The 16,336-nt window shown below is 55.8% G+C and carries 14 protein-coding genes; 4 read left to right on the top strand and 10 right to left on the bottom strand.

The features are described 5' to 3' along the window. Positions 1-156: 156 nt before the first annotated feature. A complete protein-coding gene (dnaE, locus tag EXR70_21555; protein MSP41084.1) occupies positions 157-3,348 on the top strand; it encodes a DNA polymerase III subunit alpha in 3,192 nt (1,063 codons plus the stop codon). A 326-nt stretch (positions 3,349-3,674) separates the two neighbouring features. Here the strand turns inward: dnaE and EXR70_21550 are convergent, their stop codons facing one another. After that, complete coding sequence (locus EXR70_21550) at positions 3,675-4,094, bottom strand: hypothetical protein (GenBank protein MSP41083.1); 420 nt, start codon at positions 4,092-4,094, stop codon at positions 3,675-3,677. Between the two features lie 35 nt (positions 4,095-4,129). On the opposite strand from EXR70_21550, the gene EXR70_21545 reads away from it, so the two are divergent. From EXR70_21545 to EXR70_21535, 3 genes are all read left to right on the top strand, one after another. Further along, positions 4,130-4,396: a hypothetical protein gene (locus EXR70_21545; GenBank protein MSP41082.1), complete on the top strand. Its 267-nt coding sequence runs from the start codon at positions 4,130-4,132 to the stop codon at positions 4,394-4,396. Positions 4,397-4,503: 107 nt separating this feature from the next. Beyond that, positions 4,504-5,220 (top strand): hypothetical protein, encoded by a 717-nt coding sequence (locus EXR70_21540; protein MSP41081.1) that lies wholly within the window; start codon positions 4,504-4,506, stop codon positions 5,218-5,220. A 17-nt stretch (positions 5,221-5,237) separates the two neighbouring features. Beyond that, a complete protein-coding gene (locus EXR70_21535; protein MSP41080.1) occupies positions 5,238-5,429 on the top strand; it encodes a hypothetical protein in 192 nt (63 codons plus the stop codon). Positions 5,430-5,841: 412 nt separating this feature from the next. On the opposite strand, the gene EXR70_21530 is transcribed toward EXR70_21535, so the two are convergent. The 9 genes from EXR70_21530 to EXR70_21490 all read right to left on the bottom strand — a co-directional run bounded on the left by EXR70_21530 (position 5,842) and on the right by EXR70_21490 (position 16,057). Continuing rightward, positions 5,842-7,080, bottom strand: coding sequence for a hypothetical protein (locus tag EXR70_21530; GenBank protein MSP41079.1), 1,239 nt, complete (start codon positions 7,078-7,080; stop codon positions 5,842-5,844). 6 nt (positions 7,081-7,086) lie between these two features. Next, a complete protein-coding gene (locus tag EXR70_21525) occupies positions 7,087-8,112 on the bottom strand; it encodes an ATP-grasp domain-containing protein (protein MSP41078.1) in 1,026 nt (341 codons plus the stop codon). Beyond that, positions 8,112-9,167 (bottom strand): hypothetical protein, encoded by a 1,056-nt coding sequence (locus EXR70_21520; GenBank protein MSP41077.1) that lies wholly within the window; start codon positions 9,165-9,167, stop codon positions 8,112-8,114. Before EXR70_21520 ends, EXR70_21525 begins: the two co-directional genes overlap by 1 nt. A 53-nt stretch (positions 9,168-9,220) precedes the next feature. Beyond that, positions 9,221-9,874: a class I SAM-dependent methyltransferase gene (locus tag EXR70_21515; protein MSP41076.1), complete on the bottom strand. Its 654-nt coding sequence runs from the start codon at positions 9,872-9,874 to the stop codon at positions 9,221-9,223. Positions 9,875-10,144: 270 nt separating this feature from the next. Continuing rightward, a complete protein-coding gene (locus tag EXR70_21510; GenBank protein MSP41075.1) occupies positions 10,145-10,738 on the bottom strand; it encodes a hypothetical protein in 594 nt (197 codons plus the stop codon). 23 nt (positions 10,739-10,761) lie between these two features. Continuing rightward, positions 10,762-11,760 carry a D-2-hydroxyacid dehydrogenase family protein gene (locus tag EXR70_21505; protein MSP41074.1) on the bottom strand — a complete coding sequence of 333 codons (999 nt, stop codon included), beginning with the start codon at positions 11,758-11,760 and terminating at the stop codon, positions 10,762-10,764. Positions 11,761-11,766: 6 nt separating this feature from the next. Beyond that, entirely contained in the window at positions 11,767-12,447 is a 681-nt protein-coding gene (locus EXR70_21500) for a hypothetical protein (protein MSP41073.1), read from the bottom strand. 139 nt (positions 12,448-12,586) lie between these two features. After that, entirely contained in the window at positions 12,587-14,143 is a 1,557-nt protein-coding gene (locus EXR70_21495) for a serine protease (protein ID MSP41072.1), read from the bottom strand. Positions 14,144-14,719: 576 nt separating this feature from the next. Continuing rightward, positions 14,720-16,057, bottom strand: coding sequence for a hypothetical protein (locus EXR70_21490; GenBank protein MSP41071.1), 1,338 nt, complete (start codon positions 16,055-16,057; stop codon positions 14,720-14,722). Between the last annotated feature and the right edge of the window lie 279 nt (positions 16,058-16,336).

The raw sequence follows: 16,336 nt of genomic DNA, 5'->3' as shown, positions 1-16,336 counted from the left end.
GGCAAATCGAGGCAAAACTAAGGACCCTATTAACCGCGAGAGCAAAATGTAATCTGATATAACTTCGCAAAAAACTGTAACTCATTACGAAAAAAACGATCTATCCTCCGCTGCCCTGCTTCCAGGGCAGTTGTTCAGAGGTTCCTTAACCCATTTATGTCCATTTACGTTCCGCTCTGGTGCAAGAGTAATTTTTCTTTTCTCGAAGGCGCGAGCCATCCGGATGAGTTGGTCGATGAAGCGTATCGGCTCGGTTTGCCGGCGCTGGCGCTGACCGATCGCGACGGCGTTTATGGCGTCGTGCGTGGGCACATGAAGGCGCGTGAAGTTGGCTTGAAGCTGATTATCGGTTCGGAAGTCTCGGTGAATGACGGTTCGACGATTGTCTTGTTAGCCCAGAATCGCGGCGGGTATGCCAATCTTTGCCGGCTCATTACCAAGGGGCGGCGGCGTTCGGAAAAAGGCGATAGTGCGGTGGTTTGGGATGAAGTGTGCGCCCATGCAGCGGGGGTGATTGCGTTGTGGCGCGGGGATCTTTCTTCCGCCATTCCCGTGAAAACGGGAATCCAGGCACTTCCTAGTGGATCGAGAACGCAAAACCTGGATTCCCGCCTGGGCGAGAATGACGGAGAAGGAATTCCCGCGGACGAAGCGGATTTAGACAATGTCATAGGTCTATTGCGCGACGCCTTCGGCGATCGGCTTTACGGCTTGATCGCGCGCCATCGCTGTGAAGAAGAAGTCGCCCAGGAAGCGCGCTTGCGTGAGTGTGCGAAACGGTTTGGTATTCCGCTGGTCGCGGCTAACGAAGTGCTTTACCACAATCCGTCGCGCCGGCGGCTGCAAGATATTCTAACCGCGATTCGCCACGGGATTCCCGTCGCTGCGTGCGGTCGCAAGTTGAAACCAAATGCGGAGTGCAGTCTCAAGCCGCCCCATGCTTTTGCGCGACTGTTCGGTGACGATCCTGCGGCGATGGAGATAACCCTAGAGATCGCCGCGCGCTGTGACTTTTCACTAGATGAAATTCACTATCGCTATCCGTCGGAAAAATTGCCCGACGGTACGACTTCAGGGCAGTGGCTGCGCCGGCAAACGTTCGACGGTGCGCGTTGGCGTTACGGTGATTCGCTTCCTGAGACGGTGACGGCGCAGTTGGAAAAAGAGCTGGAGATCATCGAGGCGCTCGATTATCCCGGCTACTTTCTCACCATGTGGGAGATCGTCGAGTTTTGTCGCGCCAACGATATTCTTTGCCAGGGGCGCGGCTCGGCGGCCAATTCGGTCGTCTGTTATTGCCTGGGCATCACCGCCATCGATCCGGTGCGCATGGGTTTGCTCTTCGAGCGTTTCATTTCCATGGAGCGCGCCGAGCCGCCGGACATCGATCTCGATATTCAACATGGCCGGCGCGAGGAAGTGATCCAGCATGTTTATCAAAAGTATGGTCGCGAGCGCGCCGCCATGGTCGCCAACGTGGTGCGCTACCGCTCGCGCTCGGCGCTGCGCGATGTCGGTAAAGCTCTGGGGATTTCCGAGACGGCGCTCGATCGCGTAGCGAAGTTTTTGTCATCCTATGAAAATCTCCGGCCGGAAGTGCTGGCTGAACTCGGCGTCGATCCCTCAATTGGCTTGCACGAGCATTTGCTGCAGCTGTCCAATGAGATTTTAGATTTTCCGCGCCATCTGTCGATTCATCCCGGCGGTTTTCTCCTCGGCCACGAACCGGTGCACGATATGGTGCCCATCGAAAACGCGACCATGCCGGGGCGCACGGTGATCCAGTGGGATAAAGAGGACGTCGAAAATCTCGGCCTGTTCAAAGTCGATCTGCTCGGTCTCGGCGGGCTCACCCAGCTCGATCTTTGCTTCAAGCTTTTGCGCCAGCGGCGCGGTGTTGAACTTTCCATGGCGACCATTCCAGCGAAGGACGAAGCGACCTTCGATATGATCTGCAAAGGCGACACGGTGGGCGTGTTTCAAATCGAGAGCCGCGCCCAGATGGCGATGTTGCCGCGGCTGCGGCCGAGAAATTTTTACGATCTGGTCATCGAGATCAGCATCGTTCGCCCCGGTCCGATCACCGGCGGTATGGTGCATCCCTATTTGCGCCGGCGCCAAGGGAAAGAAGCGGTGGAGTATCCGCATCCGTCGCTCAAGCCGGTGTTGGAAAAAACTCTCGGTGTGCCGTTGTTTCAAGAGCAGGTGATGCGTTTGGCGATGATCGCCGCCGATTACACGCCCGGCGAAGCCGATCAACTGCGCCGCGACATGGCAGCGTGGCATCGCACCGGGCGGATGGAACGCCATCGCGAGCGCTTGATCACGCGCATGCAGGCGAAAGGCATCGCCTTAGAGTTCGCCGAGCGAGTCTTCGAACAGATCCGCGGCTTCGGCGAATACGGCTTTCCCGAGAGCCACGCGGCGAGCTTCGCGCTGATCGCTTACGCCACCGCCTGGCTCAAGTGTCATTATCACGCGGAATACACTTGCTCACTGCTCAACGCCCAGCCCATGGGCTTTTACACGCCGGCGACGATCGTCGAAGACGCTAAGCGCCATGATGTCATCGTGCGCTCCATTGATGCGCAAGCGAGCGATTGGGATTGCACGCTGGAGCGCTGTGTCAGGAGCACCGGCGACTTCGCCGTGCGCATGGGGCTGCGTTACGTGAAAAGTCTTGGTGAAGGAGAGTGGCAGCGAATCGCGAGTGCGCGCTGCATTCGGCCCTTCGCATCGTTGGAAGATTTCGTCCGGCGCACTGGACTTGACGAAGGCAGCTTGAGTGCGTTGGCGGAAGCCGGCGCCTTTGAAAGTTTCGGCGTGGCGCGGCGCAACGCTTTGTGGGACGTGCGCCGGCTGGTTCAAAGCCGCGGTCAATCGTTGACGATGTCGGTAGAGGAAGCGAATCCGGGCTTTGCGCCGCTGACCGACTTCGAAGAAGTCGGCTGGGATTATCACCGCACGGCGCACAGCGCGCGGCGCCATCCCCTGGAGCCGCTGCGCGGTAATTTGCTGCGCCAAGGTTTGCCCGACGCGCGCACCGTGGCGACGATGCAAAACGGTGAAAAGATTCGCTACGCCGGTTTAGTCATCTGCCGGCAGCGGCCGGGAACCGCCGGCGGCGTGGTCTTCATGACGCTGGAGGACGAAACCGGCTTCGTCAATGTCGTCGTGTGGGAGAGCGTGTTTCAACGCTACGCGGTGCTGGCGAAGACCGTGAGTTTTCTTGGCATCAGCGGCAAGCTGCAAGTCGAAGACGGCGTGGTCCATCTGGTGGCGGAAAGATTATGGGAGCCGCGCACGGAATTGCCGCCGGCAAGTGGACGCAGCCGAGACTTTCATTAATTTGTTCAACATGTCGAGATCTTTTTAAATGGAAATGGCGCTTTGGATTTGCAATAAAGAACCGCCTGCTAATTTGAGCGGTTCACAATTCAAGCCTCCGGCTTTGCCGGAGGTACATGACTCCCGCGGATAGCGCAGCTAAATATCAGCTCGTTGCCGACGCAAAGCGCCCTTCGTCGAGGCGTTCCGTGACGGCTACACATGGCTTGGCCAGGTCGAAGGTCAAACCCTCATCATCGAGTACCGTTTGGCGAGAGCAAGACCCGTAGCTTGGCAATGGTATTTGGAAATAAGGGGAAAATAACCAGCAGTTTGAGGCTGCTTCGTTAGATAGATTGCTTTCCTATTAGCTGCGCCATCTTCGCTTTTACGATTTTTTTAACGGCTTCAGACTTGAACCATAAGAGCGACTTATCAACAAATACAATCGCCACAAATTCGCTAGAATAAATATCCGGGATCGCGCGTCCGTGTTCATCTAAACGTTGCTTTAGTGATTGAAGCGTAACCAGCAACCCGTGATCGCTGTTATAAAAGCCGATCATATAGTCCATGAGATTATTATTCTTGCTTGAAAACGGTTCCTGTCCAATGATTTCTCTGGCGGAGCTTTTCAAAAGCTTTTCGACAGTAGGATTCATTGTTTTCGAAATGAATTCCCGTCGTTGATCTGCACGCAGGTCAGGTGCGATCAGGGCAAAAACCCAAAGTTGTAAAAATAAAGCCGCAAATTTTATGTTTTTCATGAACGACTACTTTATTTCTGCCGTAAAGTTATCATGTGCAAAATATCTGTCAATTCTCAAACGACGATCCGATCGCGCCCGGACTCGTCGCTAGCTTCGCCCGGCCGGGTGGCAGCCTGACCGGAGTGAGCGCGTTGGAAACCGAACTCAGCGGCAAACAGATCGATGTGTTGAAAGAATCCCTTCCCAAGTTGTCGAGCGTGGCCGCGCGCTATTCGAGCGACAGCGCGGCGTTTTCGTTCTACTACTCGAGATTTTTTCGCAGGGGTGGGAATTGCTCTAGTCGATTCTCCAATTTCTGAGAATGAACTGCTGGCTCGGCGCCCCGATTGCTCAGTAAATCGCCAGAAAATGGCTGGCATTTCTCTTGCTCTCTCACCGATCAAATCATCGTGACTAGGGAGGATGCATGTTCACGGACAAAATCGAATTAAAGGACTTCGACAAGATGGATCCGGAGTACAAAGAGCTGCTCGGCCATGTTTTGACGATCCAAGCGGACTGCGAAATCGGCGGGCCGCATCTGTATGTGGGAAAAATGCTACCGGCGGCGCCGACCAGACTCGATCAACTGATCATCGCGCGCACGGCGGCGGAAGAGATCGACCATTATCGTAAAGTCACGCGGATCGCTGGCGACATCGGTGTCGATGTATCGTTCGTGTTGAGCCAGCCCAATGAAAAGCGCTTCGTTGACACGTTTCGCGGTTTGATCACGACTTGGGAGGACAACTCGGTTTTCGGATTTCTGATCGACCGTATCGGCCGTTACCAACTGGAGGAATTCTACGATTGCAGCTATATGCCGCTGCAACGAATTCTCCCCGATATCGTTACCGAAGAACTTGGCCATATCGAGTACGGCTATAATAAAACCTTGGAACTGATTCAGTCGGGCGACGAGGGCAAGGCGAGAGCGCAGAAAGCGGTCGACCACTGGTATGTGCGGGCGCTCGATATGTTCGGTCGGAGCGGATCGAAACGTTCCGAGCGCTATCGTTACTGGGGCCTCAAGCGCCGGTCCAACGAGCAAGCGCGCCAGGATTATATTAACGAGGTCGGTCCGATCTTGACGCAAATGGGGTTGACGGTCTCCGATGCCAACAAAGGCCGCCGCTACATGTAAAATTATCAGGAGGTAAAATGCCACAACCGGTAGCCAATTTGGAACAAATGGACGAGCATCTGATGGAAGTCGTGCGCGCACTGCATGGCGCGGTCAAGCAAGGCGTGTCGCACAAAGACGAAGCGCAGGTGATGGACAAGGCGATTCGAGACTGTAAAGAAATCCTCGACGAAATTATGGCGGGGAACGTTAAGGAGTGGCTGAATTGATTCATCGTAATCGTGGCTCGTGATCGTGGGCGCTGCTCTGGTGTTTCGGGGTGCTAAGAGGTTTTGAACTCCCCGGTAGACCTGATCATGCCCGCATCTAGTTCGCTGGACGCGGAATGAACCAGCCGTTGGCGGTCCGTGATCCATTCCCCCTTTGGAAAAGGGGGGCCGAGGGGGATTTGATTGGGCGGTGGCGTGGTTTTCTTCGTCGCCGTCTGACGCTGCTCTGGGACGATGGAGTTTCGCCAGCGTGAAGAAAATCTCCCCCAGCCCCTCTTTTTCAAAGAGGGGAGCGGAGAATGGGCTACCGCTCGATCGCATCAGCTGAATTGGCTGGGCGTCCCACGCCCCCGGTGTCCCGCCGAAACTTATGGCTAACGATCAGGTGTAAATATAAAGGGCGGGCGGCCGATTACTTCGATCCCGGAAAATGGAGCTGCCAGCGCTCGTCGCTGGTGCTTTTGGCTAACTTAGCGAGCACGTTTTCGTAGCTTGGATCACCGCTGCGCAACGCAGCTCGGCGCAGCAATGGCGCGAGCTTTTCTGGTTCGAACGGTGTGATCTGTTGGTAGCTCCACTTTTTTTCGCCGGACGCGAACGGCGTAAGCCAGTCGAGCGCTTTGCGGATACTCCGTTTGTCCGCTGATTCGAAATTCCATAGATCGACGCCGAGCTTATCGCCGAGGCTGGCGGCGCTGATGATGGCTTCGAGATTGAAGATTGAATAATGCCAAGATTGCGTGCGTTCGAGTTCTTGCGGCTGGCGGCCGTCGGCTTCGACCTGCTTGGCGATGCGCTTGGCTGAGAATTCGCTCAGTAATTGTTTCGCCACGTCGTCGCGCCCAGCGAATAGCGCGAATGCGGCGACTTGGACGTCGTACCAAGTGCCGTGATTGTTCTGTGCTTTGGCTTCTGCTTTGCCTTCGGCGCCGTCGAGAAGCCAGGTTAGATATTTGCCGAACCATTCTTGCAATGTTTTCTGTTCGACTTCGCTCCAATGATTCGAGCCCGCCAATAACCCGACGGCATCCAACAGTTCCGGCAAGTTGTGCGTTTCAATGATTCCCGCGCCGCGGCCGAGATTTCTTCCCGGCACCGCTTGAGCGTAGCGCAGATGGGGATTCATTTTGCTCGCGTCGTCGAGAAACCAGACGCGCAGGAGCTTGGCCGCATAGGCGGCGTAGTCTTCACGGCCGGTGAAAAAATATCCCTGAGCGAGAGTGTTTACCGAGTAAACGAGATCGGCGAAACGTTTGCGATCCGATGTCTGGTCCCGTTCCGGATTGACCACGCCGTCGCGCCGGATATAAGGCAAGCCGTTGGGCGCATTCGGATTGGGCCACCAGTAGGGCGCGATGCTCATGTAGTCGTGCTTGTCGCCGCTGGGCGGCGTGAGTTCCTTGTGCGTCACCGCGAAGGGACCGGCGCTGAGTGCGCGGTCGGCGTCTCGCTTGAGTCGGTTCAACGCCGGCAGCAGCGTGGCGTCGTTGGCGTCGAGCCGATTTTTCGCTTGGTTGAGCTCGTCAAGATTTAAAATAAGCAGACGCGGCGCCGCCGCGCCGAACGCGATGGCAACGAATCCGCTGCAAATGAAAATGACCGCCGCGAGTACGATCCGACAAGAGCGGTTAATCGATCGCAACCGTTTCATTGTAACTCAATGGCTGGCGGTCAGCGCCAACTGAATGATGCGCTGTACCAAGTGTGGAAAGCTCATGCCGACTTTGCTCGCCGACTGGGCGAATTCATCTTCGCGGTCGAGATTGGGATTGGGGTTGGCTTCGAGCACGACGATGTCGCCCGCCGGCGTCACCCGCAGATCGATGCGGCCGTAGCCGCGGATGCGCAGCGCGCGGTAAACCGATTTGCAGATCTTGGCGATGCGTTGGTCGGTGCCGTTGGCAAACGGTTCGGCGAAAACATTTTGGATGCCCCAGCGTTTGCGGTAGGCGTTGTCCCATTTGGCTTTGAATGTGGAAAACTTCGGTTGGCCTTCGGGAATTTCGCCGAAGATCACTTCGCGAAATGGAAACACGCGCAGGCTTCCGTTGCCGAGCAGACTGACGTAGATTTCCCGCCCCTCGATAAATTCTTCCGCCAGCGCCGGTTGGTTCATCCGTTCATGGATGAAGCGAATCCGTTCCTCGAAGGCGCTGTCGTCTTCGACAAACGAATCCTGCGCGATGCCGTAGGACGCTTCGTCTTCCGCCGGTTTGATGAACAGGGGGAATTTCAATCGGCTCGGCCGCTTGATCGGCGCGCCGGGGGTGTAGATCGCGAAGTTGGGCACGCGAATCTTGTGATAGGCGAGCAGTTCCTTGGCCATGCCTTTGTTCTTGCACAACGTCAGACCGGTCGGGCTCGAACCGGTGTAGGGCACGCCGATCATTTCCAAAAGGCTGGCGACGTTGCGGTCGTAGGCGGAGATTTCGTTGAAATGTTCGGTGAGGTTGAACACCACATCGGGCGGATTGGCTTTGATCTCGTCGATGATTAGCGACGCTTCGTCCCAGATGCCCAGCGTGCGTGTTTCGTGGCCGAGTTGTTTGAGTGCGTCGATGACATGGGCTTCGGCCGCGAAGTCTTCGGTTTTCAATTCCTTGGTGAAATCTTGATCCGCCGGCGGCGTGCCGGCGCTGCCGAACAGGACGAGTACCTTGAGCCGTTTGTTCGCCGGGCGCATTAGGAATCCTTGAACTTGCCGGTTAGACGATAGTGCGATGCTAACGTCGCCAGATAGGCAGCGACCTCCACGGCGGCGGATTCCGCGCGCAGGCGCAGATCGAGCTCGGCGCAGCGCTCGGTGAGCGCGCGCAGCAGCCGGCTGATGGTGAATTTAGGTTCGCCGGTGGAGGCCGAGACGGCGTTGAGAATCAATTTGTTCGAGCGCCGTAAAAATGCCGCGGCGCGTTCGCTCTGGGGCGAGTTGGCGGATTCGACGAACAGCCGTTTGAGATCGGTGTCGAAAAAATCGGGAAAATCTTCGGCGTAGGTGCGCCGGCGCCGTTTATAGTGCGCTTCGAGACGTGAACGGAGCCGCGACGCATCGCTGATTTTCGCTTTGGAAAAAACCCGCGGCGGTTTGCCGGCGAGGCGCTGCATCAGGCCGTCGACGTATTCCAACTTTTCCAGCGCCTTCCAACCCTTGTATTGATGGTGCCAGTCGAGGTCGGGGGTGAGCCAGATGGCGATGGTTTCGGCGAAGTCTTCTTCGGGATGGCTCTGCGCGTAGTAACCGTCGAGATGGCGCACGAAGCGTTTACTGTAGGGACGGGCGCGAAAGCTTTCGGAATATTCCAACGACGCCGAACCGAAAAGTTTTTGCCAGCGTTTGTCGTTGCCGAGCAGATAGGCGTGGTTGAGCACATGGCCCATCTCATGGCGCAGCAGGCGCAAGCACCAGGGCTCGCTGTCGCCCTCGACTTCCATCATCATCTTGGCCTCGAGTTTTTTTAAGCGCGCATGGGCCAAGTAGAAGGGAATGGCGATGGCCGTCGAGCCCTCGGGACAAAACCACTCGTCGCCAAGATAGCAAATCGGTTTGAAGGAAATTCCCTTTGCGGAAAGTTCGGCGTAAAATTTCTCGATGCGCGACTCCAGCTCGGTGCCGGCGATCTTGAGCTGCAAATCGCAAATCCGCGTCTGCAACAGCTGGTCGTCGCTCAGCGCCGCCAAGTCGAGGCTGGTGTTCGCGACCGGCGCGGCAGATGGTTTGGATTGATCTTGTGAAGCGTCCACGCGGCCATTCTAGCAAAGGAAGTGAAAAGCGGCTAGGGAGTCAAAAGGCGCGGCTAGCGGATGGGCTTGCGCCAGAGCGATGCCAGCCAGGGTTGCTGTTCTTGGGGCAGGCCTGGTGGGCGGTAGTAGTGTCTCACCTCGGCGAATCCAGTGGCCGTCAATAATACTTGCCAGCGCGGCCAATCGTAGTAGCAACCGTAGCGCTCGCCGCTCCAACCCTCTTGATTGTCGCCGCGTGGGTTGGAGCTGAACAGCATGCCGTTGGGTTTCAGCGTGGCGTGAAGCTGGCGCAGCACGCGCGGCAATTCTTGACTCGCGATATGAAACAACGAGGCGTTGGCGAAAATGCCGTCGAAGTGTTCCGCGGGCAGGTCGAGGTTGAGAAAGTCTTGTTGCCAGACAGCGCAGCCGCTGTATTGGCGCGCCATATCGGCGAAGCGCGCCGAGCCTTCGACACCGATCGCTTCATGGTCGAGGTCGGTGAAAACTTTTAAATCCCGCCCCGGACCGCAGCCGAAATCGAGGACGCGAAAAGGCGGCGCGCCGTTCAAGCTTTGCAGCAAAGCATCGATATTTTGACTGACATCGTGATCGCGCGTGTCGCGCCAGAAAATCTCGGCGCGCTGATCGTAATGATTGACCGTGCGCGTCGAAGTGGCGGCGAGATCGTCGGGGGAAAGAATGTTTGTAGTGTGTGGCTGAGCCATTTTATATCTATGTCGATCGCATACGCGGGAGTTTGCCTTGAGGCGTTTGCCAGTAGGGACGGGTCGCGTCCCGCCCTCCCATCGGCTCCTGGATACCGGCCTGCGCCGGTATGACGAATGAAGGATTCGATATGTTGTTATTATATTCTTGTCATCCCGAACGTAGCGAGGGATCTCGTCTTGTTGGCAACTCACACGAGAGATTCTTGGCTTCGCCTCAGAATGACAGTTGCGTCTATAGCCGAAGGATGTGTCGTTAGCGCACCGCTCTCAGAAGTCGTAGCCTTCCCAAAGCTCGGTGGGATTGTTTTGGCGCAGGGCGTCGATGCGTTGTTGATTGCGGTACATGATCACGGTGGTCAGTTTGGCATTTTTGATTTCGCCTTGGGCGTCCCAATATTCGACGAACAAGCGGTCGGCTTCCTTGCGCAATACTTTGAGACGGCCTTGGTTGCGGTCGACGATGGCGCCCATGGTGCGCAAACGTTCGGCTAGGCTGTAGGTGTCGGCGCGGCGAGAAACCTCGCTGCGCCGGGTGCTGTTGATTTGATCGAGCCGGTCGACCTCGTCGCCCGAAAAACCGCGCGCGAAGGGCGTGAGCGGTGCCGCGTCGGTTGGCGCGGCGCTGGGGAAAACAGTTTTCCAAGCGCGCATGAAAAAATTCTCTTTCACCGCTTCAAAGGGGTTGGGGTGACATTCGCCCGTCACCGCGAAGCCGGCGCCGTCGGCGGTGATTTCCAAGACACGGGGAAACAGGCCGGTGAGTTCTTGGCCGATGACTCTTAGCGATTTGCCGTAATTGGCGATAGTCAATGTCGGCTCTTGGGTTGCGCTCGATTGCGCTTCGGTTTGATTTTCAATCATAGTCACTGGCGTGCGTGAAGCGATTAATTTTCCGCGGCGTTGCGGATTTTTACATCGGGGTTGATCAGCGGCAGAGTTTTGCCGTCGAGATAATCGAGAATATTGGTCAGCGCTTGCTGGTAGCGTTCGCTAAGAATCTCCAACGTGGCGTAGCCACGATGGGACATCAGAATCGCGTTGTCGAAGCGGCGCAGCGGATGATCCATCGGCAAGGGCTCTTTGTCGTAGACGTCGAGACCGACGCCGCCCAATTGGCCGCTGGTGAGGGCATCGAGCATCGCTTTCTCATCGATAATCGGGCCGCGGCCGGTGTTGATTAGATAAGCGCCGCGTTTCATCAGAGCGATTTCCTTGGCGCCGATCAAGCCGACGGTTTGCTGGTTGAATTGAACATGCACGGTGATGAAGTCCGATTCCTTGAGCAGCGTTTCCATGGACACCGACTCGGCGCCGACTAAAGCGGCCTTTTCCGGCGTCAGGCTGCGCGACCAGCCGAGGACCCGGGTGTTGAACGCTTTCATGATGCGCGCGACTTCGTTGCCGATGCGGCCGAGGCCGAGGACACCGATGGTTTTGCCTTCGAGCATGGCGCCGGTGAGCGCCGGCCAAAGCTCTTCGCGCATGCGCTGATTGACCTGGGGAATCTTTCGCGCCAGGGCGAGAATCAAGGCGACGGTCAGCTCCTTGGTCGTCGTGCCGTTATCGCTCGGCGTGCCGGCGATTGCGATGTTGCGCTCGGTCGCGTTGGCGAGATCCAAGTGCTTGCTGGTGCGGCCAGTCTGGGCGATAAATTTCAACTTCGGTAGCTGGCGATATTCTTTGTCGCTTAAAAATGTCCGCTCGCGCATGAGCAAAAGCGCGTCGAAGTCACTCAGCCGTGAAACGATCTTTTCGCTAGAGTCGAGCCGCTCGCGCAGGACCGTGATCTCGGCGCGCGCCTTGAGCTGCGCGAAGGCCGGCACGGTTTCGGCGATCTTCTCGAAGTCGTCGAGGATCGCCACTTTAAAATTCGCATTGGTCATAATTATTTACACAGTTGCCGTTACTTCGACCTCGCAGAACTTGCCTTCGGAAGAATAGCCGTCGACGACGCAATATTCCATTTGCGGAATCTTGGCGCCGACATGGCCGGCGAACAACACTTTTAAATTTTCTAAACTTTGGCTGCGATGGAAATAGAACGACACCCGCGCGACTTTCTCCCACGAGCTGCCGCCGTCGGCGAGAGAGCCGGTGATGCGTGGAATGATGTTGTCGAACTGTGCCGCCAGCGTCGGCAGCACGGTGGTGACACCGGAAAGCACGACCACCGAATCGTAAACTAGAAAGCGGATCGGCACGATCGCCGGTTCGTATTCGACGATGCGTTTGGTCATGTTCGCTTGCGTCGGCCGCATCGCTATTAAATCGACGGCAACGTTGGCCGTGGAATCGAAATGGCCGGGCGCGATATAGCTGGAGCTGGCCGAGCGCGCTTTGCCGGAGAGGGCTTTCACTCGCTCGGTGCTGCCGAGATCGCGGCTGGCGCGATCACGTCCCCACAAACGGCTGCGCACGGTGTGGTCCAGCGACAAGCCGTGGCTTTTCAGCTCGGCGTCATAGCGCGCGAACAATTCTTGCGCTTCGACTGTTGCGTTCGCGGAGGGCTTGGCCTCGCCGCAGAGTTCGATAAATTCCCGGCCAAGCCAGGTGAAGATTCGTTTTCGCATTTTATTTCCTCACAGGGTGCTGCAAATCCTCTCGGAGTCCTTCGACGAGCTCAGGACGAACGGATCCGAGTTCAAATCATTGATAAAATCCGTTCATGCTGAGCTTGTCGAAGCATGTTCCGCTTTTCTCAGCAGCCCGCTATCGCACCGCTCGCACCGGTTCGCAGCAGGTGCTTTGTGCCGATTGTTTTTCCATCGGCGCCGTAGCTTCCCAGACCGGGCGCAGTTCCGGCGAGGCTGGATAGCGGATGCCGTTCTCTTCGAGGATTTTGCCGGTGGCTTCCATCAGATCTTTGCGGTTGAAGACCATGGTCTCGTGGTTCAAGACGCCTGAGGCGGCGAACTTGAAGCTGATCTGTTCGTCGCGGTTGTCGCGCAGCAGTTCGACCAAGTGGCGCAGGTTTTTGACTTTGATGCCGTTGACCTCGCCGAGCACGGCGCGGTTGGGATCGTCATAGCCGCGGGTGATGCGGTGCGGAAACAACGGCGACGCGACGACGATGAGTTCTTCGTTCTCGAAAGCCGGTTTGTCATAGCGGCGCGTGACCAATGGGCTTGGCTGCTGGCCGAAGGCGGCGGTGCGTTGTTTGCCGAGCCGTTCCAGGTAGTCCTGGGTGGTCGCCGAAAAGACAAACGGGCCGAAGATAAAAAAGCGCGGTTGAGCATCGAGTAGATAAGGAATCACCAGCTCGCGATTACTGCGCACCGGCAAGTTGATATCAATCAATTTACCGTTACGAAAAACCGTGATCGGCAGCAGGCCGTTCTGGGCGTATTTCTGCACGAGATAAGATGCCGAGAGGCGCAGGTCGTAGCGGATCGCCACCTTGCCGTCGCTATCGATGGGCGTGTTGCCGATGCGCGTTAGCACATCCCATTCCTTCAGTGGGTAGTCCGGGTCGTTGCGATAAGGCTGGGCGATCATCACGCCGTTGACGCCCTTAGGCAGGCCGAGACGTTGGCGTAGGGCTTCGTTCTCGACGGTCTGGATCATGTCGAAGGTCTGCGGCTTGCCGTCGCATCGGCCGTCGGCGACGTCTTTCAAGAATAGCTGAATCTCTTCGACGGGGATTAGATAGCCGATGTTTTGCGCGTTCTGGATCAGACTGAAGACCAGGCCGACCAGTTTGCCGTCCGACACCGCCGGCCCGCCGCTGTTGCCGAAGTTGAGCGCGGCGTCGACCTGAATGCGCAGACCTGCCGCTTGATAATAATAATCGGTGTACTCGATACGCGAGACGATGCCCTGAGTGACCGATAACTCGGTGCCGCCGGTGGGATAGCCGTAGACGTTGATGTTGTCCTTCACCCGCGGCAGTTCTTGGGCAAAGGACAGCGAGCCACGGTTAGTGAAAAAAGATTCGTCGTCCAGTTTGAGGATCGCCAAGTCCATGCCCGGCGTCATCGCCTCGACCCGCGCCGGGATGTAGGTGGCCGACTGATTGGGCTGGACGTAAATCTGGCTGGCGTATTTGACCACGTGGGCGTTGGTCAAAATGCGTTTGCCGTCGATGACCACGCCGGAGCCCTTGATTTGCTGGGGGCTATTTTTGGTCCACGGTTTGAGCAGATCGGGAGAATGGGTGGTGGCGTGAATCTTGACCACCAGGTCGCGGATTTGGTCCTGAGCCTCGACCCAAGAACAGAGCATGAAAGACAGCAAAACGGTGCAAAACATTGCCAGGCTTCGGCGCATGGGGACTCCTTAACTAACGGCTCGCTCGACGGACGGATGTAAGTATATACGAAAAGGTGGTCTGTAGTTAAGTGGAAGTTTAATAAATGTCGAGGGTGGGGATGGTTGCCTCGCCGAAGCCTTGGCCGGTACAGTTGTTGCCTTTACGCTAAGAGGAAATTCGTCATCCCGGCGAGCTTTTGCATCCAGCGCCTATTTCAGTGAAACACTTGACGGTTGGACGGTGAGTGGGGACTGCGCGTCGAGATTGGGGGAGCGTGCGATGAGCAGCGCGGCGACGGTTGCGGCGATGAACGCGCTGCGGGCTTTGGTGTTGTGGCTAGCGAACATGATTGCTACCTCCTGGTCGTGTGGAACTTTTTTAAACAGTTTCGTTGTCGAGTAAAAAAATCGCATCCGAGTTCCTAAACTTTCCAGTCCGTAAATCCGTAAAACCCGTTACTGAAGTAAAATACGTCAATACTCAGGCCAGACCCCAATCACTGATCGAGTCAATACTCAGGCTCGACCCCAATCTCCAAGACTTTTATTTCCGTGAAAAGACTCCCGTCCCCTATTCTGTCGACCAAACACAATCTATTTGCTGCCACCAGCGTGGCGAAAGCTCATGATTTTTGCATCGGCACGACCGACATAAACTCGGTCGCTATTAACGATAAAATTTAGAGTGTCCGCCGTCGGGAATGTAAATTTGTTGTTTTGAGTTTCGATCTCGTAGGTCCAATCAACCTTTCCGGTCTCTAAATTCAAGGCAATAAGATCAAAGGCCATACCGCTCGCCAATTGCCGCCTGGCCCCAGTGATCAAGTACGGATAGCTGTATAGGCCAGAATTGTAGTCAGTCCAGCCGACGTAACCGGAAAGGCGAATGTCCTTAAGGATTGACCCTTTCTCGGAATCAAACACAACGACTCGATTCGGCCACATGGTAGCGACCATCATCTTTGTGTTACCAGCGTGCATAACATGCTTAACACTCATAGAATCATCTCGGTTTTCCGGGGTAACATCCGTATTCCACAGAAGCTTGTTTGACTCAGTGTCGTAGGCAATCAAAGACAACCGTGCAGGGCGAGGACGTTTATTGTAGCCAATAAATAAAATACCATCGGACGTTATTACACTTGGATGAACAACGTTCCCTAATTGATCCGTTCCAAAAATATGGTTTGTCGCGACATGCTTCCCGTCAATAGTGTTCCATGTTTTCAGATAAAGGCCTCCCGCTTTTTGCGTAACCAAAACGTGAAGGCGGCTTCCGTGAGTAAACCACGTAAAGGGAACTAATGTTCGCTGCTCTATATCGGTTGAAACTTTCCACTTGATTTGTCCGCTGTTGATATCGATGGCCACTATTGCGTCGTTAACATCTTTGCTATCGCCGTTTGAAACAAAAACCGCGAGGCCATCGCCGGTCGGAATTAACATATCTGGCTGATAGAGAGCAGGCACCGTATCCTTTTGCACCCATTTATCCTTGCGTTCAATTAGATCCAACGCTGCTCTGGTCCGCTCCTTGGTTCGATAATTTACGGATGAGTAAAGCATGAAGGTCCCCACGACTTTCCAGTCGACAATATCACCGCCCTGTAAGTCCATCGTCCAAAGAGTTCGACCATCTTCTTTACTCAACAAATTAACAGTTTTCCTTATTACGGTGACAAACCCGTCCTTTGTCTCCACGATGCGGCGGCTTGGGGACTCAAAGAGCCCACCGGCATTCCAACTCTCAAACCAAATCGGACTCTTTTCCCACAACAACGTTAACGGTGGCTTAACCGTACGTGCTGGTTCTTCAGTAATCATCCAGCGACGGACATATGAAATGTACAGATCTGTGGACAGGGTAACGTCCTCCCCAACCAGGCAATACAGCAAAACGATTACAAGAGTAACACCTACGCGTGATTTCAAATTTCAAATTCTCCAATCATTTCATTGATCCGCGAATCGCTGAAGTCGTATCTGAATATGCTCCCGGTTCGATCATACCCGAATTATTCGCCGAACCCTGTAGCCCGCTGTCGAGTGGTCCGTCGTAGCCGGGGTCAGGCCTGAGTATTGACTATTTAGCCAACACGCCGGCGAGCTTCTCCTCCGTCTGTTTATCTCGATGCCCCTGATACTAACCGTACAGCCGGCTGATCATCGACGCATCCCGATGAAGCCGTCCTGCCAACTCCTTGGTCGTTT

Source organism: Deltaproteobacteria bacterium (assembly GCA_009692615.1).
Taxonomy (GTDB): Bacteria; Desulfobacterota; Binatia; order UBA9968; family UBA9968; genus DP-20.
Note: the sequence above shows the minus strand (reverse complement) of the source record. Positions and strands in the feature narration are given on the sequence as shown.